Here is a 21,159-nt window from a genome sequence, read left to right on the forward strand (position 1 = left end):
GAGCCGAACGATGAACCTGAAACCGATGTTCCGCAGCATCGCCGCCGGCCTCGCGCTGGCGGCCGTGGCCGGCGCCGCCCACGCCCACCAGATCTGGTTCGAGCAGGCCGGCAGCGCCATCACCTTCCGCTACGGCGAACTCGACGAAAACCTGCACGAAGTCTCGCCCGGCGGCCTGGACCGTTTCCGCGCGCTCGAAGCCAGCTGGATCAAGGCCAAGGGTGCCGAGCCGCTGGCGATGCAGAAGCAGCACGACGGTTTCGCGGTGCCGGCGCGCACCGCCGCCGGCGAATCGCTGCTGGCGATCGACAACAACTACCCGATGTTCGACACCAAGCGCGACGGCAAGCTGCTGCGCACCTGGTGGGTGCCGGCGACGCGCTGGGTCAGCGACTTCTCGGCGCGCAAGGCCGAGCTGCCGCTGGATTTCGTGCCGACCGGCGCCAAGCGCGGCGACGCGGTGGAGTTCCAGCTGGTGTACAAGGGCGAGCCGCTCGCCGGCGAAAAGGTGAAGCTGGCCACGCCGTCCGGCTGGATCAAGTACGCCACCACCGACGCCGACGGCAAGGTCGCCTTCGCGCTGCCGTGGAAGGGCAACTACGTGCTCGGCGTGTATTACACCGACGAGATCGAAGGCGTGCGCGGCGACGAGAAGTACCAGCTGGAGGGCTACAACACCTCGGTGTCCTTCCATCTGACGAAAGGGCTGGCGCCGCTGGCGACGGCGGCGCAGACGCTGCCGGGGGGGAAGCACTGAGCTTCAGGCGCTGAGTTGCGCCGGAAGCAGGCTCTGCTCCCTGCCTTTGAAGGGGCGGGGGCAAAACCCGCCTCCCTGCCGGTTCACATCGCCGACCACGTCGTCACAAAGCCCGCGACGGGCTCCCTCCGTCGCGGGCTTTGTGCGCTCTGAAGCCCCGGTTTTCCGGGCTGTCGGGTGGCAGGCCCAACCTCCACCCACACCCCATGCACCACCGTGTAGCAGCCTGAACACTCTTGGTGCATCCCGCCCCGACAAAGCGCCTTTGCGCGCTTGAACGGGACGGCTGCGGCAGCCGCCGCGACCGGCAAAGATTGCGGCGCGCGGGCGAGGACGGAATTTTGTGCTGCGCCTTCGCCGCCGCGGACGATATTCGCGCGAATTCGCTGCCGTGGCCCGCAAGCCCCGGCCGATGGCGCGATTACTGCAAGGTATGAGCACAAGGAAGCGGCGTGTCCAGCCCGGTGCGGGGCACGCCAGACAGCGGCGGGAAGGTGTTCCGGCCGCTTCCAACGAAACTTTATGCGGGTGACTTGATGTCCTCTACAGCAAGCCTTTCCTCCACCGCCGGCTTCGGTCCGGCCGCCGTCGGCAGCGTGCCGCTGGCGGCGGTACGCGCGCCGCGCATCGTCTCCATCGACATCCTGCGCGGCCTCGTGATGCTGGTGATGCTGCTCGACCATGTGCGCGAGACGCTCTACCTGCACCTGCAGGTGACCGATCCGATGACCATCGCCAACACCCCGGCGGCGGTGTTCTTCTCGCGCTTCGCGGCGCACTTCTGCGCGCCGGCCTTCGTCTTCCTCACCGGGCTGTCGGCCTGGCTGTATGCCAACCCGCCGGCGGGTACGCCGCGGCCGGTGAAGAGCTTCCTGATGAAGCGCGGCTTCCTGCTGCTCTTCCTCGAAGCCACCGTGATCACCTTTGCCTGGAGCGGCGACCTGCCGCCCAAGGTGATCTACCTGCAGGTGATCTGGGCAATCGGCCTGTCCATGATCGTGCTGGCGCTGATGTCCGGTCTGCCGCGCAAGCTGCTGGCGGCGATCGGCTTCATCATCGTGTTCGGTCACAACGCGCTCGCCGGCCTCAGCTTCGCGCCCGACAGCCCGCTCTACGTGCCCTGGACGCTGCTGCTGCACCGCGGCCCGGTGATCGCCGAAGGCGCGCTGCAGGTCAAGCTGACCTACCCGGCGCTGCCGTGGATAGGCGTGATCCTGCTGGGTTGGGTGGCAGGGCCGATCTATGCCCACACCGTCGGCGCCGCGCGCCGGATCAAGCTGTTGCTGGCGCTCGGCGTCGCCTGCCTGGCGCTGCTCTTGTTCCTGCGCGGCTTCAACATCTACGGCGAGAACGCACCGTGGGAATACGGTGCCACCACGGTGCAGACGGTGATGTCCTTTCTCAACTTCACCAAGTACCCGCCCTCGCTCGACTACCTGCTGACCACGCTGGGCGCCGCCTTCCTGCTGCTGGCCGCGTTCGAGCGCGCCGACAACCGCGTCGGCCGCTTCCTCGCCACCTTCGGCGGCGCGCCGATGTTCTATTACATCGGCCATCTGCTGCTGCTGCTCACGCTCTACAAGATCCTGCTGGCGGTGGTCGGCCCCAACCAGGGCGTCCGCTTCGGCGTGAATCCCGACCAGTTCTGGGTGGTGTGGGTGGCCACCGTGGCGCTGATCCCGGTGCTGTATTTCCCCTGCCGCGCCTTCGCCCGCTACAAGCGCACCAGCAAGCGCGCCTGGGTCCGCTACTTCTGATTTCGCTTCTTCATCCGGTCTTCATCGCAATCCGTCCAGTACCACAGGAGTCGTAAATGAAACTTCGGCGCTTCTTCTCGTCCCTCTCCCTGGCCTTCGCCATCGCCTGCGGCGCCGTGTCGGCCCCGGCCTTCGCGCAGTCCGCTCCCGCTACCACCACTACCGAAAGCGCGCCGGCGGTGGCCGGCACCATCGACGCCGCGCCGGCGGCCAAGCCGGCCGCCGCGCCCGCCGCCGCCAAGGTGGAGAACCCCTATGGCCTCGAAGCGCTGTGGGCCGGCAGCGACGCGGTCGCCAAGGTGGTGCTGGTGCTGATGATCATCATGAGTGCCGGCAGCTGGTACATCATCGTCGTCAAGCTGATCGAGCAGACCCGTATGTACCGCCAGGCCAAGGCGGTGGAAGGGGTGTGGAAGTCGGCCACGATCAAGCACGGCGCCGAAAACCTGGAAAACGGCAGCCCCTTCCGCTTCATTGCCGAAGCCGGCCTGGAAGCCACCAACAAGCACGACAGCCTGCTCGAACACGTCGACCTCAACGACTGGGTCACGCTCAGCATCCAGCGCGCCATCGAGCGGGTGCAGAGCCGCATGCAGAACGGCCTCGCTTTCCTCGCCACGGTGGGTTCCACCGCGCCCTTCGTCGGCCTGTTCGGCACCGTCTGGGGCATCTACCACGCGCTGACGGCGATCGGCATCGCCGGCCAGGCCTCGATCGACAAGGTCGCCGGCCCGGTGGGCGAGGCGCTGATCATGACCGCCATCGGCCTCGCCGTCGCGGTGCCGGCGGTGCTCGGCTACAACTGGCTGGTGCGCCGCAACAAGGGCGTGATGGACCAGGTCCGCGGCTTCGGCAACGAACTGCACACCGTCATCCTGTCGTCGGCCAAGCGCGCCTGAGCGCCGCGCCGGAAGGAGCGCCACCATGGCCATGAACGTAGGCTCGGCGGACGAAGACGATGCCGTCATGTCGGCGATCAACACCACGCCGCTGGTCGACGTGATGCTGGTGCTGCTGATCATCTTCCTGCTCACCATTCCGGTGGCCACGGTGTCGGTGCCGGTCGAACTGCCCAAGGAAAGCATAGAGGCGCGCGAGACCAAGCCGCACAACGTGATCCTGTCGGTGGACAAGGGCGGTGCGCTGTTCTGGCACGACCAGCGCGTGGCCAATGCCGATGCGCTGGTCGAGCGGCTGAAGAAGGTGTCGGTGCAGCAGCCGCAGCCGGAAGTGCAGATCCGGGGCGACCTCGATGCCGCCTATGACGGCGTCGGCCGCATCCTCTACGCCTGCCAGCGCGCAGGCATCACCAAGGTCGCCTTCATCACCGAGCCGCCGGCTCGCGGTGGCTGAGGGCGGGAGACGCGCATGGGAATGAACGTAGGCAGTGCCGGCGGCTCGGCCGAGCCGGAAGTGATGGTGGACATCAACACCACGCCGCTGATCGACGTGATGCTGGTCTTGCTCATCATGCTGATCATCACGATCCCGATCCAGCTGCATTCGGTGAATCTCGACCTGCCGGTCGGCAAGCCGCCGGCGAGCGACATCAAGCCGGAGGTGGTGAAGATCGACATCGACGCCAACAGCACGATCCATTGGCAGGGCGTGGCGCTGGCAGACATCGCCGAACTGGAGGGCAAGCTGCGCGAGATCGCCGCCCTGCCGGTGGCGCCCGACATCCAGTTGCGGCCGGACAAGGCCTCGCGCTACTCGGTGGTGGCGCGGGTGCTGGCCGACACCAAGCGCCTGGGGCTGACCAAGATCGGCGTCATCGGCAGCGAACAGTTCGTGCAGTAGCACGCACGACCAACAGCACGGGCAAGTCATGGATTACAGCTTTCAACCCAAGCAAACCTCGGGGCGCTATGTCGGCATCGGCATCGTCGTCGGACTGCACGTCGTGATCGGCTGGGCGCTGGCTTCGGGCATGGCGCGCAAGGCAGTCGAGGTGATCAAGAAGCCGCTCGAGGCGGTGGTCATCCAGGAGGTGACCCTGCCGCCGCCACCCCCGCCGCCGCCGCCCAAGATCGTGCAGCCGCCCAAGCAGGTGGTGGCGCCCAAGGTGCAGGCGCCGCCGCCGCCACCCTTCGTGCCGCCGCCGGAAGTCGCGGCGCCGGCGCCGACCAGCGCACCGGTGATCGAGTCGGTGCAGGCGCCGCCGCCGGCCCCGCCGGTGATCGCCCCGCCGGCGCCCCCGGCACCGCCCGCCGCGGTGGCGGCGAAGTCCGACATCGGCGTCGCTTGCCCGGTGCAGGCCAAGCCGGAGATGCCGGAAAAGGCGATCGCCAGCGGTATCGCCGGCACGGTGCGGGCCGAGGCGGTGATACGCGGCGGCGTGGTACAGGAAGTGCGCATCCTGTCCGGTCCGCGCGTGTTCCACGGCGCAGTCCGGACGGCGATGCAGCAGTACCGCTGCACCGCGCCCGACGGCACGGTGGCGAGCCAGGACTTCGACTTCAGGATCGAGGGCTGAGGCGCGCCAAAAACAGAAGGGGCCGGCTGTCCGCAGCCGGCCCCTTCCTCTTGTGCACGCGGTGGCTCAGTCCGGCACCGCCGCCAGCCGCAGCAGCCAGGGATCGAGCACCGCCTGCGGCACGAAGCTCGCCTCCAGGCTGTTCTTCGCCAGCTGCTTGAGTTCGGCGCGGCTCAGGCCGAGCGCGGTGGCGGTCTCCAGGTAGTTGCGCCCGACGTAGCCGCCGAAATAGGCGGGGTCGTCGGAGTTGATCGTTACCTTCAACCCGGCCTCCAGCAATTGCTTGAGGTTGTGGTCCGCCAGGCGCTCAAACACGCAGAGCTTGACGTTGGACAGCGGGCACACCGTCAGCGGGATCTGTTCGCGCGCAAGCCGCTCCATCAGTGCCGGGCTTTCTGCCGCACGCACGCCGTGGTCGATGCGCTCCACCTGCAGGATGTCGAGCGCTTCTTCGATGTAGGCCGGCGGCCCTTCCTCGCCGGCGTGGGCGACGAGGTGCAGGCCAAGCTCGCGGCAGCGCGCGAACAGGCGGGCGAACTTGGCCGGCGGATGGCCCTTTTCCGATGAATCCAGGCCGACGCCGTGGATGCGGGCGAGATGCGGCAATGCTTCCTCCAGCGTGGCGAAGCCTTCTTCCTCGGAGAGGTGGCGCAGGAAGCAGAGGATGAGCCGCGAGCTCACGCCCCAGCGTTCCTGCGCTTCGATGCAGGCGCGCTCCAGGCCGTCGAGCACCGTCTCGAAGGCGATGCCGCGCGCGGTGTGGGTCTGCGGGTCGAAGAAGAGTTCGGCATGGACTACGCCGTCGGCATGCGCGCGCTCGAAGTAGGCAATTGCCAGGTCGTAGAAGTCGCGCTCCTGAATGAGTGCGGCGGCGCCGGCGTAGTAGAGATCGAGGAAGCTCTGCAGGTCGGTGAAGGCGTAGGCGGCGCGGGTGGCTTCGACGCTGTCCCAGGGCAGCGCGACGCCGTTGCGTCGCGCCAGTTCGAACATCATTTCCGGTTCGAGCGAACCTTCGATGTGCAGGTGCAGCTCGGCCTTGGGCAGGGCCTGGATGTAGGCTTGCAGGTCCAGCAGGCGGGAAGGGTCCATTGCGACCTCCGTGTCCGGTTAAGGGGAAAGTCCGTGTTCTTGCCGCGCCGCGGCAGGCGCGGATGGCCGCCATTATGCGCCGCGGATGGCGGCTTGGCGCCGCCGGATCAGCCGCGGTCGGGCCGTGCCGCGACCAGACCGAGCGCGGCGGCGGCATCGTGCAGTGCGCGGATGCCGGCCAGTCCGCCGCACTGCAGCGCGATGCTGTCGGGCACCGCTTCGCGGTCGGCCTGCGGGTTGATCCGCAGCAGTGTCGCGCCGGCGCGTTCGCCCAGCCGGCGCACCGTGGGAATCGCGGTGCCGGCGCCGATTTCCACCACCACGATGCGGCCGGCGTCGCCGTACCACGCGGCGAAGCGTTCTTCCTGGCCGCGGGTGCGCTGCTCCAGCCAGCCCCAGTCACCGAACATGAGGATGTTGGGGCGCGCCACCGCGTCGCAGTGCGGGCAGCGCGGCGGCGGATTGCGCAGCCGGCAGGCGTCTTCGTCCACATCCGGCACGAAGGCGTCGGCCGGCCAGATCGCGTCGCGGCAGCCGTGGATGCACTGCAGGTGGTGGATGGAACCATGCACCTCGACGATCTCGCCGGCCGCGTAGCCGGCACGCTGGAACTGGCCGTCGACGTTGCTGGTGAACACGAAGAGGCCGTGGCGCAGCGCCTGGCCGAGTTCGCGCAGCAGGCCGAAGCCGGGGTGCGGCAGGGTGCGGCGGTAGAGCGCCAGGCGGTGGCCGTAGAAGCCCCAGGCCAGCGCCGGGTCGCGCTCGAAGTGGACCGGATCGGCGATCTCCTCGAAGCGCAGGCGGGCGCGGCCGAGCGCCGGATAGGCGCGCCAGAAGCCCTCGCTGCCGCGGAAGTCGGGCAGGCCGGAATCGACTCCCATGCCGGCGCCGGCGGTGATCAGCAGCGCATCGGCGTCGGCCAGCGCGCGGGCGGCGGCGCGCGCCGCACTGGCGAGCGGGGACGCTGCGTTCATGGCTGCGGCGGGTCCGCCAGGCGGGTGCCGCATTCGCTGCAGAAGACATCGCCCGCATGGGTGGCGGCGCCGCATTTCGGGCAGGCGGGCGCTGCCGCCTTGTCGGTCGGCGCGGTCGTGGCGTCGTCACTGCGCAGTGCGTCGCGCGCCTTGCGGGCCCGTTCGAGGGCATCGCGGCGCAGCTGGATGGCGCTGTCGCGGGCGCCCTTCATGCGTTCGTCGAAGGCATGCTCGACCGTGGCGAAGTCCATGTCGGCGGTGAGATGGCTCCATACCTGGCAGAGGCCGAGGATCATCGCCGCGGCGACGGCGGCGCCGACCAGCGCATAGACGATGCCGGAGCCGACCAGCCCGGCCCAGCCTATCGCCGCCATGCCGTTCATCATGCCGTGGCGGTGCGGCCCCAGCATGCCGCCGAACTCGTCCGGTTCGCCGAGGATGGGCACCGAGAGGCCGCTGACGAAGAGCGTGCCGGCAGTGGTGGCGCCGCCGAGCAGCACCGCCAGCAGACCGACCAGCAGGCTCAGCAGCAGGCAGGCGACCACCGCCTGCACCGGCTTGCACAGGCCGAGGCCGTACAGGCGCGCCGCCGCCTGCTGCAGCGTGGCGCCGCTCCACAGCGCCGGGCCCAGCAGCATGAAGACGAAGTAGTAGAGGACGAACACGCCGGTCGAGCACAGCGCCAGCAGCGGGAACAGCAGCAGGTAGAGCAGCGCACCCAGGCCGGGAATGCGGGCGACGAACAGCAGCATCGCCACCAGCAGGGTGTAGAGCGCGGTCAGCACCAGGGCGCCGAAGGCCATCACCACGTAGCGCAGCGCGCAGCTCGCGCCGTCGGCCAGTGCGACGTTCAGCTTGCGGCTGGGGCAGCCGCAGGCCTGGTCCATCAGCAGTACGCCGGCGGTGGAGAAGCCGGTGAGCAGCACCATCAGTCCCAGCAGGTTGCCGACCACGAAGAGGAAGAACTGGCCGCGGCCGGCGCCGGCGGCAGAGGTGCCGGCGAGCAGCACGAACAGCACGCCGGTTGCCGCCAGCGTCAGCAGGGCCCGCCAGTTGCGCCACGCTTCGGTGGCGCGCAACAGCTGCGTCGTCAGGCCGGCGTCGGCTATGGCGTGTCCGTCCTTGTCCATCGCATTGCCTGCGCTCATTGGTTGTTCGACTGGTTGCGCACCGTGCACTCGGGCACGGTGTCCCAGCGCTTGTTGCAGTAGGTCCAGCGCGCTTTTTCGTCGCAGGGGATGCGGGCGAAGAAGTTGAGTTGGGCGCAGCGCGCCAGCTCGCCGCGCAGGCTGATGAGCCAGTCGTCGGTGCGTGGGACGGGCGCCGCGGCGACGGGGGCCGGTGCCGGCGCCGGGGTGGGCTGTGCCGCCTGCACCCGGGCACGCTCGGCGGCGAGGCGGGTGGCGTTCTGTTCGACCAGCTGGGAGACATGCGCCACCAGGCGGCGGGCTTCGTCGCCGTCGATGTCGATGCCGCCTGCCGCCGGCGCGCCACCGTGGCCTTTCAGCACGCGGTCGGCGAGCACGGTGCGAGAACGCTTGAGCAGGCCGTTCCATTCGTCCGGCGCGCTGACTCTCGGCGAGCCGCCTTCGCCGCGGTCGTGGCAGCGGGCGCAGGCCTCGAGATAGAGCGCCCGCACCGGCCGCGGTCCGGCGGAGACGGTCTGCACCGTCACCGGTGGCGGTGGGGCGGCGATGTCCTGGGGTGGCACCGCGGCGAGCGCCGCGCCGGGCACAGGGTCGGTACTGGCGCCGGTGTCGGCAACGGTCCCGCTTGCGTCGGCCGGATGGGTTGCGGCTGGCGCCGGGGCCGCGGCGGCGATGGGGGCAGGGGCCGGCGCGGACGGGGCGGAAGACAGCCAGTACCAGGCGCCGGCACCGGCCGCGACCACCAGTGCCAGCGCCGCGGCCACGAGCATGCCCTTGCCGCTGCCGCTGCCGCTGCCGCTGCCGCTGCCGCCTGCAGCGGGCGGCGAGGCGGGGGCTGCCGTCGGTGGCGGTGGAGGCGGGACCGCCGGGGCAGGCGCTGGTGCCGGTATCGCCGGGTCGCCGCTGGCCGGTGCTGCCGGAATCACCGTGATCTCTTCCGACGGCGCGCGCACGGATGCGGCGCCGGCAGGCGCCTGACGCCAGCCGGCCGGCAGCACCACTGTCATGTCGCCGTCGGCACCAGGGCCGGCCGTCGCGTGTGGAGCCGCTTCGGCCGCAGCCGGACGCGGGGTGGCGGGCAGGATCACCGTGCGGTCGTCGGGGGGCAGCTCCCGGCCGATGGCGGAGAAGTCGAGCGGGTCGGGGCTTGTGGCCAATGCCTTGCCGCAACCGGGGCAGAAGCGGGCGTCGGCCTGGCAGGCCGCGCCGCAGGCGCCGCACCGGCGGGGCGCGGGGGCGGCGAGGTCGTGGCCGCAGGCGGCGCAGAAACGGGCGGACTCGCGGTTGGCATGACCGCAGGCTGGGCAATCCATCGAGGCTCTCCGTGGGCGTTGCAGGCGTGTCGCCGCTTGCGGTCGGGCCGCCCGGCAGGACAACGTAATTTCGCCACATTCTAGCCAGATTGCTGCGCCGCCGGATGCCCTGCGCACGCACACACCGCCCCCTTTTTTGGGGCGGTGTGTCCGGTGTCCGTTGCGCTACAGCCCGGCGACGATGCCGTCGCTGCGTGGATCGACCGCGCCCTCGATGCGGCCGTCAGGGTAGCGCACCAAGGCGCCGGCATGTCCCATGGTGTCGCTGTAGGCTTCGGCCAGCAGCTCGACGTCGTGGCCGGCATCGCGCAAGGCCTGCACCAGTGCCGGATCGAAGCGGCTTTCGAGCTTGAGCGTGGTGGTGACGTCACCCCAGGTACGGCCCAGCAGCCAGCGCGGCGCGCTCACCGCCTGCTGCAGCGGCTGGCCGAAGCGGGCGTAGCGGGTGAAGACCGCGGCCTGGGTCTGCGGCTGGCCTTCGCCGCCCATGGTGCCGTAGGGCATCACGCGGCCGTCGTCGAACAGCGCCAGCGATGGGTTGAGGGTGTGGAAGGGCTTGCGGCCGGGTTCCAGCGCGTTGAGTGCGGTGGGGTCGAGCGCGAAGCTGGTGCCGCGGTTCTGCCAGGTGATGCCGGTGTCGCGCAGCACGACGCCGGAGCCGAATTCCCAGTACACGCTCTGGATGAAGCTCACCGCGCGGCCTTCGCGGTCGACCGCGCCCATCCAGATGGTGTCGCCGGGGGCGGCCGGATCGGGCCAGGGGAGGGCGCGCTGCATGTCGATGTCGGCGGCGCGAGTGTCCAGCGCGGCGGCGGTGAGGAAAGCGGTAGGGTCGGCGGGCAGCCGGCGCGGGTCGGTCACCACCCGGTCGCGCACGCGGAACGCACGCTTGGTCGCTTCGACCAGACCGTGGAGGTGATCGAAGCCCTCGCCTTCGCTGACGCCGAGGCGTTCGAAGATGCCGAGGATCATCAGCGCGGCCAGGCCCTGGGTCGGCGGCGGCAGGTTGTACACCGTGCTGTCGGCAAGGCGCACCGCCAGCGGTTCGACGATCTGCGCCGAGTAGGCGGCGAGGTCGGCGGTGCGCAGCGGACTGCCGATGCGCTCCAGCTCGGCGCCGATACGGGCGGCGATGCTGCCGCGGTAGAAGTCGTCGAGTCCGCATTCGGCCAGGGTTGCGAGCGTCTGCGCGAGCGCCGGCTGGCGCAGGACGTGGCCGGCCGGCGGCGGTGCGCCGTCTACCAGGAAGCTGTCGGCGAAGCCGGGGGCGTCCTTCAGACCGTCGAACTTGCTGCGGGTCAGCGCGGCCTGGCTGGCGGTGACTGCGACGCCGTTGCGGGCGTGGCGGATGGCGTCGGCGAGCAGACGCGGCAGCGGCAAGGCCGGCCCCCAGGCGGCGGCGACCTCCAGCGCTTTCGCCCAGCCGCCGACGGTGCCGGCGACGGTGAGCGCCGCCTTAGGGCCGCGCGCGGGAATGGTGTCGTGCCCGGCATAGAACTGGCGGTCGGCGCGTGCGGCGGCGAAGCCGCAGGCATCGATCGCCACCGGCACCTTGCCCGGCTCGTGGATCAGCCAGAAGCCGTCGCCGCCGATGGCGTTCATGTGGGGATAGACCACCGCGATGGCGGCGGCGGCCGCGACCATGGCTTCGACCGCGTTGCCGCCGTCGCGCAAGACGTCGCGGCCGGCCTGGGCAGCCAGGTGGTGGGGGGCGACCTGCATGCCGCCGAGGGCAGAGAGGGTGTGCAGCATGACAATCTCCGGAAGGGGCGATGGTGGCGCGCTCAGGCCAGCAGGCCGTAGAACATGCGCAGCGAGGTGAAGGCGAGGAAGGCGGCGAAGACCTGGCGCAGCCGGCGGGCATCGATCGAATGCGCCAGCGCGGCGCCCCACGAGGTCGTCACCATGGTCGCGGGTACGATCAGCGCCATGCCGAGCAGGTTGACGTAGCCGACGGTGGCCGGCGGGCGCAGCGGCACGTCCATGCCGTTGATCAGGAAGCCGAGCGCTCCGGGGATGCTGATGACCATGCCGAGCGCGGAGCCGGTGCCGACCGCGGTGTGCATCGGCGTACGGAAGGCGTTGAGCAGCGGCACCGACAGCGTGCCGCCACCGATGCCCATCAGCGTCGAGATGCCGCCGATCGACACGCCCATCAGCGAGGTGCCGAAGGGCCCGGGCAGGCCGTCGCCGAGCGCGAAGCCGTCGCGCTTGAAGGCCATGTTGAGTGCCACCAGCAGCGCCACGGTGGCGAAGAGGGTGGTGAGCACGCGGCCGCTGAACCAGCCCGACAGCACGGTGCCGATCAGCACGCCGACGATCACCGGCGGGATCAGCCGGCCGAGCAGGTCGCGGTTGAGGCTGCCACGCTTGCGATGGGCGCGCGCCGACATGATGGAGGTCGGAATGATGGTGGCAAGCGAGGTGCCGACGGCGACGTGCATGCGTACCGATTCGTCGATGCCGAGCAGGGTGAAGAGGTGGTAGAGCACCGGCACGATGACGATGCCGCCGCCGACGCCGAGCAGGCCGGCGAGGACGCCGGCAACCACGCCGGTGGTGAGCAGGGCCGCGACCAGCCCGGCCAGCCAGGCGGCGCTGTGGCCGTTGAGGAGTTCCATGATGGGCGTTCCGGTATGTTGTCCTGGCCCCCGGCCGTGGCCGGGGGCACCCGGCTTACCAGCCGATGGCCTTGGGCATCCAGGTAGCGATGGACGGGAAGATGAAGATCAGCGCGACGGCCAGCATCTGCAGCAGCACGTAGGGCACCGCTCCGGCGTAGATGTCGCGGGTGGTGATGCCCGGCGGGGCCACGCCCTTGAGGAAGAACAGCGCCCAGCCGAAGGGCGGCGTGAGGAAGGACATCTGCAGGTTCATCGCCACCAGCGTCGCCAGCCACACCATGTCGGTGCCGTAGGCATGGAACACCGGCAGGAACATCGGCAGCGCGATGTAGGAGATCTCGATCCATTCCAGGAAGAAACCGAGCACGAACAGCAGCGCCATCAGGAACAGCAACGCGCCCATCTCGCCGCCGGGCAGCAGGGCGAACAAGCCATGGACCATCTGCTCGCCGCCGAGGCCGCGGAAGGCGAGCGAGAAGGGCTGGGCGCACAGCAGGATGAAGAACACCATGGCGGTGATCGTCAGCGTGCCGTGCAGGGTTTCGCGCAGCAGCGTCCAGTTGAAGCGGCGCGCGCCAAGGGCGATCAGCACGCTGCCGAGCGCGCCCATCGACGCGGCCTCGGTGGGCGCGGCGATGCCGGCGATGATGGAGCCGAGCACCGCGATCACCAGCAGCAGCGGTGGCAGCACCGAGCGCACCAGGTCACGGGCGAGGCTGCCCGGCACGGCCTTGGCGCGCTCCTCGGCGGGAATCGCCGGCACCCAGTCGGGCTTGAGCTTGCCCAGCAGCAGCAGGAACACCACATACACCGCGGCCAGCACCAGCCCCGGGATGAAGGCGGCGGCGAACAGCGTGCCGACCGATTCGCCGACGATTTCCGACAGCAGGATCAGCACCAGGCTGGGCGGGATGATCTGGCCGAGCGTGCCGGAAGCGCAGATGGTGCCGCAGGCGATGCTGGGCTTGTAGCCGCGCCGCATCAGCGTGGGCAGGGTGAGCATGGCGACGGTGACCACGGTGGCGCCGACGATGCCGGTGGAGGCGCCCATCAGCACGCCGACCAGGATGATGGCGATGCCCATGCCGCCGTTGAGCCCGCCCATTGCGCGGCCTATGGTCTCCAGCATGTCCTCGGCGACGCGCGATTTCTCCAGCATCACGCCCATGAACACGAACAGCGGGATCGCCAGCATGGTGTAGTTGGTGACCACGCCGTAGAGCCGCGCCGGCAGCAGCGAGAACAGCGTCGAGCCGAAGCCGAGGTAGCCGAAGACGAAGCCCGACACCGCCAGCGCGATCGCCACCGGGATGCCTATCATCATCAGGCCGAGGAAGCCGCCGATCAGGCCCAGCGCGAGCCATTCGTTGCCGCTCATGTGCGGATCTCCAGCGAGTCGTGGGGCGGCAGCGGCGCGCCGCCGAAGAGGCTGGCGGCCGCGCGCAGCGTATCGATGAGGCCCTGGACGGCGAGCAGCGAGAAGCCGAGCGGGATGAAGGCCTTCAGCAGGTAGCGCCAGGGCAGCCCGCCCGGGTCGGGCGAACCTTCGCCGATGTCGTAGGCCTGCATCACGTAGGGAATGGCCAGCCAGGCGATCACCACGCCGACCCCCAGCGTCAGCAGCCCGCTGGCGAGGTCGACGGCGGCACGGGCGCGGGGCCCGAAGCGGTCGTAGATAAAGTCCACCCGCACGTCGGCGCGGTGGTAGACCGCGTAGGCCATGCCCAGCAGCGCGATCGGCGAGATCAGGTGCCACTCCACCTCCTGCAGCCCGACCGGGCTCCAGGAGAAGGCGTAGCGCAGCAGCACGTTGGCCGCCACCAGCAGCACCAGCGCCAGCACCGCGAGGCGGGCCACCCACCCGAACAGCACGATGGCGTGTTCGAGCGGCTTGAGCAGCGTGTTCATCACAGGGTCTCCCGTTCCGCTCACAGCGCCAGGAAGGCTTCTTCGCTGAACGCCGCCCAGGATTCGTGCTTCTTGCGGAAGGCCATGAAGGCGTCGTGCACCTTGCGGGTGGCGGGGTCGGCCTTGGCCAGGGTCTCCAGCGTGTCGCCGGTCACCGTCTTGAGCCTGGCGATCACGTCGGCCGGCAAGGGGCGGGCGGTGACGCCCTGGTTGGTGACCAGATCGGTCATCGCATCGGCATTGACCGCCTCGCACCAGGCGTGGCTCTCCACGTTGCAGGCCTGGGCGGCGGCGCGGACGATGGCCTGGAGGTCCTTGGGCAGGCTGTCCCAGGCCTTCTTGTTGATCATCAGCTCGGTGACGTTGGTCGGCTCGTGCCAGCCGGTGGTGTAGTAGTTCTTGGCCGCCTTGTGCAGGCCGAGGCGGCGGTCCTGGTAGGGGCCGACGAATTCGGCGGCGTCGATCACGCCGCGCTCCAGCGCCGGGAAGATCTCGCCTCCGGGCAGCAGGCGCACCGCGACGCCAAGTTCCGCATACACCTTGCCGGCGAGGCCGGGGATGCGCATCTTGAGGCCGTTGAAGTCGGCCACGCTGCCGATGGGTTTGCGGAACCAGCCGGTCATCTGGGTGCCGGTGTTGCCCATCGGCATCGCCACCAGGCCATGCGCGGCGTAGAGCTCGTTCCACAGCTCGAGGCCGCCGCCGTGGTAGATCCAGGCATTCATGCCCTGGGTGTTCATGCCGAAGGGCACGGCGGTGAAGTACTGCGCGGCCGGGATCTTGCCGGCCCAGAAGTAGGCGTTGGCGGCGTTCATCTCGACCATGCCCTTGGACACCGCGTCGAAGCCCTCCAGCGCCGGGATCAGTTCGCCGGCGGCGAAATGCTGGATCTTCAGCCGGCCGCCCGACATCTCCTCGACCTTCTTGCAGAAATCGGTCGGGCTGCCCGGGCCCTGCACGTAGAAGGGCGAGCCCGGTCCGTAGGCGTTGGTCATCTTCCAGTTGAAGGTCTTGGTCTCGGCACGGACGATGGCCGGGGCACCGAGGATGGCGCCGGACACGGCGGCGCCGGTGAGGAACTTGCGGCGGTTGACGGTCATGGGTGAACTCCTGAGCGGGTTGAGGGCCGGGCACCTGCGTTGGGTGCCGTTTGTAAAGTGCTTCCAGCCATCATTAGCAACCGATGTGCCACCACGAGATAGTTAAACAACTATATGTTTTAACTGATAAATTTAATTAGCATTGACTGCGGGGAGGCTTCGTTGCGATGCACAAAATGGGGCGCAGCGCGCCGATGGGGGATTTACAAACGGCAGTCTGGTTGCTGTTCTGCTTACATTCGTGAGCGAAGGACTGACGATCGTTGACGGATCGCGTGCCGGCGATGGCGGATGTGGACGAATGGCAAATGCGCACAGCCTTGGCGCGAATGCACCGCAACGGTGCCGCGCCGGCAGCGCGCCACCGCGGACGGCGTGTGGAAACGGCGGGCGGACGAGGCCTAGAGGCGGGCGCCGCCGCGGCGGTTCTTGACGCGCGACAGCAAGGTCTTGCAGTCGACGGCGAGGATCTCCGGGCGGTTGAAGATGTGCTTGCGCACGAAGGCGTCGAAGGTCTCGACGCTATCGGTGAGCGTATGGATGTGCAGGCTCTGCAGGTCGCTCATGATGTAGAGGCTGACCACCTCGGGGCAGTCCGCCAACTGCTGCGACACCGGCTCCAGCGCGACCGGCGCCACCTTGAGGTCGATGAAGGTGGAGATCACCTTGCCGAGCTTCTCCGGGTTCACCACCGCGGAGAACTGCTCGATCACGCCGGCCTCGACCAGCGCCTGCACCCGTGCCCGCGCATGGGCGCGCGAGATGTCGAGCTGGCGGGCGATGTCGGCGAAGGAGGCGCGGGCATCCTTGATCAGGATGTTGAGCAGTGCGCTGTCGAGCTTGTTCATCTGGCTGGCCGGGGCGGGGGGATGGTGGGATACGGCTTGGGATACAGCAGGTTCCGTGCCGCCATACGGCAGGGTTTGGTCATTCGGCGGCGCCTTTGTAGAATCCCGGGTCTCGCTGCCGCCCTGTGCGGCGGCGATCCTGCCCAACAAGAACACCGTCCCGGGAGACTTCCATGCAGAAACGCCGCTTCACCGCCCTGATCGCGGGCCTGTTCGCCTCCGCCGCGCTCGGCTTCTCCCTGCCGGCCGCCGCCGCGCCCTACAAGGACGAGTACAAGCTGTCCACCGTGCTCGGCGAGGCCTTCCCGTGGGGCTGGGGCGCCAAGCGCTGGGCCGACCTCGTCGCCGAGAAGACCCAGGGCCGCATCAAGATCAAGGTCTATCCGGGCACCTCGCTGGTGTCGGGCGACCAGACCAAGGAATTCACCGCGCTGCGCCAGGGCATCATCGACATCGCGGTCGGCTCCACCATCAACTGGTCGCCGCAGGTGAAGGAACTCAACCTGTTCGCGCTGCCCTTCCTGATGCCGGACCACAAGGCCATCGACGCGCTCACCCAGGGCCGTGTCGGCAAGAAGATGTTCGAGCTGCTGGCCGAGCGCGACGTGGTGCCGCTGGCCTGGGGCGAGAACGGTTTCCGCGAGGTGTCCAACTCGAAGAAGCCGATCCGCACGCCGGAAGACCTCAAGGGCATGAAGATGCGGGTGGTCGGTTCGCCGCTCTTCCTCGCGACCTTCAGCGCGCTCGGCGCCAACCCGACCCAGATGAGCTGGGCCGATGCCCAGCCGGCGATGGCCACCGGCGCGGTCGACGGCCAGGAAAACCCGCTCGGCGTGTTCAGCGCCGCCAAGCTGCATACGGTCGGCCAGAAGCACCTGACGCTGTGGGGCTATGTCGCCGATCCGCTGATCTTCGTGGTGAACAAGAACGTCTGGAACAGCTGGTCGGCGGATGACCAGAAGGCGGTGCGCGAAGCCGCGCTGCAGGCGGCGAAGGAGGAGATCGCCCGCGCCCGCGCCGGCATCTCGGCCGGCGACGACGCGCTGCTGAAGGAGATCGCCGCCAACGGCGTGGCGGTGGTGACGCTGACCGAGGCCGAGCGCGACGCTTTCCGCAAGGCCACCGCCGGCGTGTACAAGGAATGGGCCGGCAAGGTCGGCGCCGACATCGTCAAGATCGCCGAGGAAGACATCGCCAAGCGCTGATCGTCCGGCTTACGGTCCATCTCCGGGCAGTGCCGCGCGCGGCCTGCCCGGTTTCGTTTTGAAGAAGAAGCCTTATGACTCCCGAACCTGCCGGGGCTGAAACCCCCGATACGGCCGACCCGGCGCCGCTTACCATCGAGCAGGTCCTGTGTGGCGTCGCCATGGCCCTGATCGTGCTGATCTCGCTCGGCAACGTGGTGGCGCGCTACCTGACCTCGCAGTCCTTTGCCGCCACCGAGGAGTTCTCGATCGCACTGCTGATCATCCTGTCCTTCCTCGGTTCGTCGACCGCCTTCGCCTTCGACCGCCACATCCGCGTCACCTTCTTCATCGAATGCCTGCCGCCACGCTGGCGTCAGGCGGCCGAATGGCTGAGCTTCGTCGTCACCGCGGCGCTGTTCGGCTTCATCGCTTACTACGCCGGCCGGCTCACCGTCGACCAGTACCGTTTCGAGGAAACCTCGCCGGCGCTCGGCTTGCCGCAGTGGTGGTACACCGCCTGGATGCCGGCGCTGGCGGTAGTGATCGTGCTGCGCCTGGTGCTCACCCGGCTGGGAGTGCGCAAATGAGCGGCGTCGTCCTGATCGGCCTGTTCCTCCTCGCCCTGCTCGCCGGCATGCCGCTGGCGGTGGGGCTCGGCGTGGCGAGCATCGCGGTGCTGGCGCTGGCCGGCTTCGACCAGCTCGCGGTGCCGACCAACATCTACGCCGGCATCGCCAAGTACCCGCTGCTGGCGATCCCGATGTTCATCCTCGCCGGCATGATCTTCGAACGTTCCGGCGTGGCGCTGCGGCTGGTGCGCTTCGTCACCGCGATGGTCGGCGAATGGACCGGTTCGCTGGCGGTGGTGGCGGTGCTGGTGTCGATGCTGCTGGGCGGCATCTCCGGCTCCGGCCCGGCCGACGCCGCCGCGGTGGCGGCGGTGATGCTGCCGTCGATGGTGGCGCGCGGCTATCCCAAGGGCTTCTCGGCCGGCCTGATCGCCGCCGCCGGCTCGACCGCGATCGTGATCCCGCCCTCGGTGGCTTTCATCGTCTACAGCGTGATGGTGCCGGCGGCGACGGTGCCGGCGCTGTTCGCCGCCGGCCTGTTTCCGGGCGTGATCGCCGCGCTGTGCCTGCTGATCCCGGCGGTGATCATCAGCCGCAAGTACGGCTTCGGCCGCGACTACCGCGCCGAACGGCCGCCGCTGGGCAAGAGCTTCGTCGACGCGATCTGGGGCCTGCTGGCACCGGTCATCATCCTCGGCGGCCTGCGCGCCGGCATCTTCACGCCTACCGAGGCGGCGGTGGTGGCGGTGGCCTACGGTGTCTTCGTCGGCATGGTGATCTACCGCACGATCACGCTGAAGACGCTGTTCCGCCTGCTGGTCGATGCCGGCGAGCTGTCGGCGGTGGTGATGATGATCATCGGCGTGGCCTCGGTGTTCGCCTGGGCGGGCAACACGCTGGGCATCTTCGATGCCGCCGCCAAGGCGCTGGTGGACATGCATCCGGGCCACTGGGGCATGCTGCTGTCGGTGAACGTGCTGCTGCTGATCGCGGGGATGTTCCTCGACGCGGTGTCCATCTTCCTGATCCTGTTGCCGCTGCTGGTGCCGATCGCGCTGGCGATGGGTTGGGATCTGGTGTGGTTCGGGGTGATGATGACGATCAACCTCGCCATCGGTCAGTTCACCCCGCCGATGGCGCTGTCGCTGATGATCACCTCGCGCATCGCCGGCATCGGCATGGAGCAGACCTTCCGCTGGGTGATCTGGTTCGTGCTGGCGATGGCCGCTGGTCTGGCGGCGATGATCGTGTTCCCCGAACTGGCGTTGTGGCTGCCGCGCCGGCTGGGCTATCTCTGATCAGCGCTTGGGGGCGGGGCGACAGCCCGCCTCAGTGCACTGGTTTTTCGGCGGCGGGTGACAGCGTTTCGGTGACGAGAAAGCGGATTACCCGCTGGAACATGCGGGTCACCATGTCCTGATCCAGGCCGGGGTTGCGCACGCTGCGCACCAGCAGGCCGCCGAACATCGCCGCGAGGACTTCGGTCAGGCCGGCGATCTCGGCCTCGTCGTCATGATGCCCGCAGTTGCGCCGCATCGTGCGCAGCGTCTCGGCGAGGCTGGCCGCGCACAGCTTGTCGGCATTGCGCACGATTTCGGCCATGCGCGGGTTGCGCGAGGCTTCGGCGACGATTTCCAGCTTCAGCCCGGCGCTTTCCGGGTCGAGGTTGTCACGCACGCCTTCGGCAGCGCGTTCGATCATCGCTTCGAGCACGTCGCGGGCGGAACGCATTTCCGCCGACAGTGTCAGCAGACGTTCAAGATCGCGCTCGACAATGGCGGCGATGATCGCCTCCTTGTTCTCGAAGTAATGATAGATGTGGCCGGCGCTCATGCCTGCCGTCTTGGAGATCTGCGCGATGCTGGCACCGTGGAAACCGTGTGCGCGAAAGCATGCCACCGCGGCTTCGAGGATCTGGGCGCGGCGCGCTTCGGCGCGCGGCTGGTCGGCGGGGGGGATGTGGTCCGCGGTCATGTGGCTGTCTCCCGGGCGGAAATGAGAATGTCTTCTAATGATCTTGCACTGCAATAAAGCCTAACATAGAATGAGCGTTCAATCTAGAACGAACGTTCTATTTCAAAAGTAAAATATCGAACGCATCGGTTGCAGTGTGCCCGGGCGTTCTACCCAGTCGACGGCAGAGGTGAGGTCATAGGTCCCTTGGAGGTGCCAACCGCCCTGCCGCCGACGCCAACCAACACGAGGCTACCGATGCAGACCCCTCCCTCCCTGCTGTTCAAGCCCCTCGCTGCAGCATTGTTCAGTACGCTGGTTCTCGCCGCCTGCAGCGGTGGCCAGCAGACGCCGGCGGCCGGTCAGGGCGGCGGCGCCCCCACCGTCGGTATCGTCACGGTGCAGCCGCAGGCGGTCGAACTGACCACCGAGCTGCCGGGCCGTACCTCGCCCTACCTCATCGCCGAAGTGCGCCCGCAGGTCACCGGCATCGTCAAGAAACGCGCCTTCCGCGAGGGCAGCGAGGTCAAGGCCGGCGAGCTGCTCTACCAGATCGACCCAGCCACCTACCAGGCCGCCCAGGACAGCGCCAAGGCCAGTCTGGCGCGTGCCGAGGCCAATCTCTACACCGCCCGCCTGAAGGCCGAGCGTTACGCCGATCTCGCCAGGATCAATGCCGTCAGCAAGCAGGCCAACGACGACACCATCGCGGCGCTCAAGCAGGCCGAGGCCGATGTCGCGGCGGCCCGCGCGGCGGTGGACAAGGCGCGCATCGACCTCGAGTTCACCCGCGTCAGCGCGCCGATCCCGGGCCGCATCGGCCGCTCTGCGGTGACGCCGGGTGCGCTGGTGACCGCCAACCAGGAGGGCGCGCTGGCCACGGTGCAGCAGCTCGATCCGATCTACGTGGACGTGACGCAATCCAGCACCGAGTTGCTGGCGCTCAAGCGCAACCTCGCCGGCGGCAAGCTGCAGCGTGCCGGCGCGGACGCTGCCAAGGTGCAGCTGGTACTGGAGGACGGCAGCGTCTATCCGGCCGAGGGCAAGCTGGAATTCTCCGAGGTGTCGGTCGATACCAGCACAGGCAGTGTGACCCTGCGCGCCGTCTTCCCCAACCCGAAGAACGAATTGCTGCCCGGCATGTACGTACGTGCGCGCTTCGCCCAGGGCATCCGCCAGGATGCGGTGCTGGTGCCGCACGCCGGCGTCAGCCGCGATGCGCGCGGCAATGCGGTGGCGATGGTGGTCAACGGCGAAAGCAAGGTCGAAGCCAGGATGGTCAAGGCCGAACGTTCGCTCAGCGACAAGTGGGTGGTGAGCGAAGGCCTGGTGGCCGGCGACCGCGTCATCGTCGAGGGCCTGCAGAAGGTCCGTGCGGGTGCCCAGGTCCAGGTACAGGACGTGGTTGCCGCCGCGCCCGCCGCCGCACCGGCCAAGGCCAATTGAGGAGCTGAAC

General features: G+C 68.9%; 21 protein-coding genes. 10 read left to right on the top strand and 11 right to left on the bottom strand.

Annotated elements, in window-relative coordinates; all coding sequences use genetic code 11:
• Positions 1 to 10 precede the first annotated feature (10 nt).
• The 6 genes from CJ010_RS01480 to CJ010_RS01505 all read left to right on the top strand — a co-directional run bounded on the left by CJ010_RS01480 (position 11) and on the right by CJ010_RS01505 (position 4,990).
• Positions 11 to 757 carry a DUF4198 domain-containing protein gene (locus CJ010_RS01480; RefSeq protein WP_141016388.1) on the top strand — a complete coding sequence of 249 codons (747 nt, stop codon included), beginning with the start codon at positions 11 to 13 and terminating at the stop codon, positions 755 to 757.
• Positions 758 to 1,293: 536 nt separating this feature from the next.
• Complete coding sequence (locus CJ010_RS01485; RefSeq protein ID WP_141016389.1) at positions 1,294 to 2,514, top strand: DUF1624 domain-containing protein; 1,221 nt, start codon at positions 1,294 to 1,296, stop codon at positions 2,512 to 2,514.
• Between the two features lie 56 nt (positions 2,515 to 2,570).
• Positions 2,571 to 3,413 carry a MotA/TolQ/ExbB proton channel family protein gene (locus CJ010_RS01490; protein ID WP_141016390.1) on the top strand — a complete coding sequence of 281 codons (843 nt, stop codon included), beginning with the start codon at positions 2,571 to 2,573 and terminating at the stop codon, positions 3,411 to 3,413.
• Between the two features lie 25 nt (positions 3,414 to 3,438).
• Complete coding sequence (locus tag CJ010_RS01495; RefSeq protein ID WP_141016391.1) at positions 3,439 to 3,867, top strand: biopolymer transporter ExbD; 429 nt, start codon at positions 3,439 to 3,441, stop codon at positions 3,865 to 3,867.
• Positions 3,868 to 3,882: 15 nt separating this feature from the next.
• Complete coding sequence (locus CJ010_RS01500) at positions 3,883 to 4,314, top strand: biopolymer transporter ExbD (protein ID WP_141016392.1); 432 nt, start codon at positions 3,883 to 3,885, stop codon at positions 4,312 to 4,314.
• Between the two features lie 28 nt (positions 4,315 to 4,342).
• Positions 4,343 to 4,990, top strand: coding sequence for an energy transducer TonB (locus CJ010_RS01505; protein ID WP_141016393.1), 648 nt, complete (start codon positions 4,343 to 4,345; stop codon positions 4,988 to 4,990).
• A 66-nt stretch (positions 4,991 to 5,056) separates the two neighbouring features.
• Here CJ010_RS01505 and CJ010_RS01510 read toward each other — a convergent pair whose 3' ends face one another.
• The 10 genes from CJ010_RS01510 to CJ010_RS01555 all read right to left on the bottom strand — a co-directional run bounded on the left by CJ010_RS01510 (position 5,057) and on the right by CJ010_RS01555 (position 15,994).
• Complete coding sequence (locus CJ010_RS01510) at positions 5,057 to 6,079, bottom strand: adenosine deaminase (RefSeq protein WP_371415679.1); 1,023 nt, start codon at positions 6,077 to 6,079, stop codon at positions 5,057 to 5,059.
• 107 nt (positions 6,080 to 6,186) lie between these two features.
• Complete coding sequence (locus CJ010_RS01515; protein ID WP_141016394.1) at positions 6,187 to 7,053, bottom strand: Sir2 family NAD-dependent protein deacetylase; 867 nt, start codon at positions 7,051 to 7,053, stop codon at positions 6,187 to 6,189.
• Complete coding sequence (locus CJ010_RS01520; RefSeq protein ID WP_141016395.1) at positions 7,050 to 8,201, bottom strand: zinc ribbon domain-containing protein; 1,152 nt, start codon at positions 8,199 to 8,201, stop codon at positions 7,050 to 7,052. Before CJ010_RS01520 ends, CJ010_RS01515 begins: the two co-directional genes overlap by 4 nt.
• Positions 8,198 to 9,514: a zinc ribbon domain-containing protein gene (locus tag CJ010_RS01525; protein ID WP_141016396.1), complete on the bottom strand. Its 1,317-nt coding sequence runs from the start codon at positions 9,512 to 9,514 to the stop codon at positions 8,198 to 8,200. Before CJ010_RS01525 ends, CJ010_RS01520 begins: the two co-directional genes overlap by 4 nt.
• A gap of 165 nt (positions 9,515 to 9,679) precedes the next feature.
• Positions 9,680 to 11,266, bottom strand: coding sequence for a gamma-glutamyltransferase family protein (locus CJ010_RS01530; protein WP_141016397.1), 1,587 nt, complete (start codon positions 11,264 to 11,266; stop codon positions 9,680 to 9,682).
• A gap of 32 nt (positions 11,267 to 11,298) precedes the next feature.
• Positions 11,299 to 12,135: a sulfite exporter TauE/SafE family protein gene (locus CJ010_RS01535; protein ID WP_141016398.1), complete on the bottom strand. Its 837-nt coding sequence runs from the start codon at positions 12,133 to 12,135 to the stop codon at positions 11,299 to 11,301.
• Positions 12,136 to 12,190: 55 nt separating this feature from the next.
• Positions 12,191 to 13,516 carry a TRAP transporter large permease subunit gene (locus CJ010_RS01540; protein ID WP_141016399.1) on the bottom strand — a complete coding sequence of 442 codons (1,326 nt, stop codon included), beginning with the start codon at positions 13,514 to 13,516 and terminating at the stop codon, positions 12,191 to 12,193.
• Entirely contained in the window at positions 13,513 to 14,046 is a 534-nt protein-coding gene (locus CJ010_RS01545; RefSeq protein WP_141016400.1) for a TRAP transporter small permease subunit, read from the bottom strand. Before CJ010_RS01545 ends, CJ010_RS01540 begins: the two co-directional genes overlap by 4 nt.
• 20 nt (positions 14,047 to 14,066) lie before the next feature.
• Entirely contained in the window at positions 14,067 to 15,146 is a 1,080-nt protein-coding gene (locus CJ010_RS01550) for a TRAP transporter substrate-binding protein (RefSeq protein WP_141016401.1), read from the bottom strand.
• 401 nt (positions 15,147 to 15,547) lie between these two features.
• Positions 15,548 to 15,994 carry an Lrp/AsnC family transcriptional regulator gene (locus CJ010_RS01555; RefSeq protein ID WP_141016402.1) on the bottom strand — a complete coding sequence of 149 codons (447 nt, stop codon included), beginning with the start codon at positions 15,992 to 15,994 and terminating at the stop codon, positions 15,548 to 15,550.
• 173 nt (positions 15,995 to 16,167) lie between these two features.
• Here CJ010_RS01555 and CJ010_RS01560 point away from each other — a divergent pair, with 173 nt between their 5' ends.
• From CJ010_RS01560 to CJ010_RS01570, 3 genes are all read left to right on the top strand, one after another.
• On the top strand, positions 16,168 to 17,199 hold the full coding sequence (locus CJ010_RS01560) for a DctP family TRAP transporter solute-binding subunit (protein ID WP_141016403.1): 1,032 nt from the start codon (positions 16,168 to 16,170) through the stop codon (positions 17,197 to 17,199).
• Between the two features lie 74 nt (positions 17,200 to 17,273).
• Positions 17,274 to 17,768, top strand: a complete 495-nt coding sequence (locus tag CJ010_RS01565; RefSeq protein ID WP_141016404.1) for a TRAP transporter small permease — start codon at positions 17,274 to 17,276, stop codon at positions 17,766 to 17,768.
• Positions 17,765 to 19,048 carry a TRAP transporter large permease gene (locus CJ010_RS01570; RefSeq protein WP_141016405.1) on the top strand — a complete coding sequence of 428 codons (1,284 nt, stop codon included), beginning with the start codon at positions 17,765 to 17,767 and terminating at the stop codon, positions 19,046 to 19,048. The genes CJ010_RS01565 and CJ010_RS01570 overlap by 4 nt, the downstream gene beginning before the upstream one ends.
• A gap of 31 nt (positions 19,049 to 19,079) precedes the next feature.
• Here the strand turns inward: CJ010_RS01570 and CJ010_RS01575 are convergent, their stop codons facing one another.
• A complete protein-coding gene (locus CJ010_RS01575) occupies positions 19,080 to 19,724 on the bottom strand; it encodes a TetR/AcrR family transcriptional regulator (RefSeq protein ID WP_141016406.1) in 645 nt (214 codons plus the stop codon).
• Between the two features lie 237 nt (positions 19,725 to 19,961).
• On the opposite strand from CJ010_RS01575, the gene CJ010_RS01580 reads away from it, so the two are divergent.
• The gene (locus tag CJ010_RS01580) at positions 19,962 to 21,149 is read left to right on the top strand and encodes an efflux RND transporter periplasmic adaptor subunit (RefSeq protein WP_141016407.1); all 1,188 of its coding nucleotides are present in this window, start codon (positions 19,962 to 19,964) and stop codon (positions 21,147 to 21,149) included.
• Positions 21,150 to 21,159 lie beyond the last annotated feature (10 nt).

It is taken from the genome of Azoarcus sp. DD4 (assembly GCF_006496635.1).
GTDB lineage: Bacteria > Pseudomonadota > Gammaproteobacteria > Burkholderiales > Rhodocyclaceae > Azoarcus.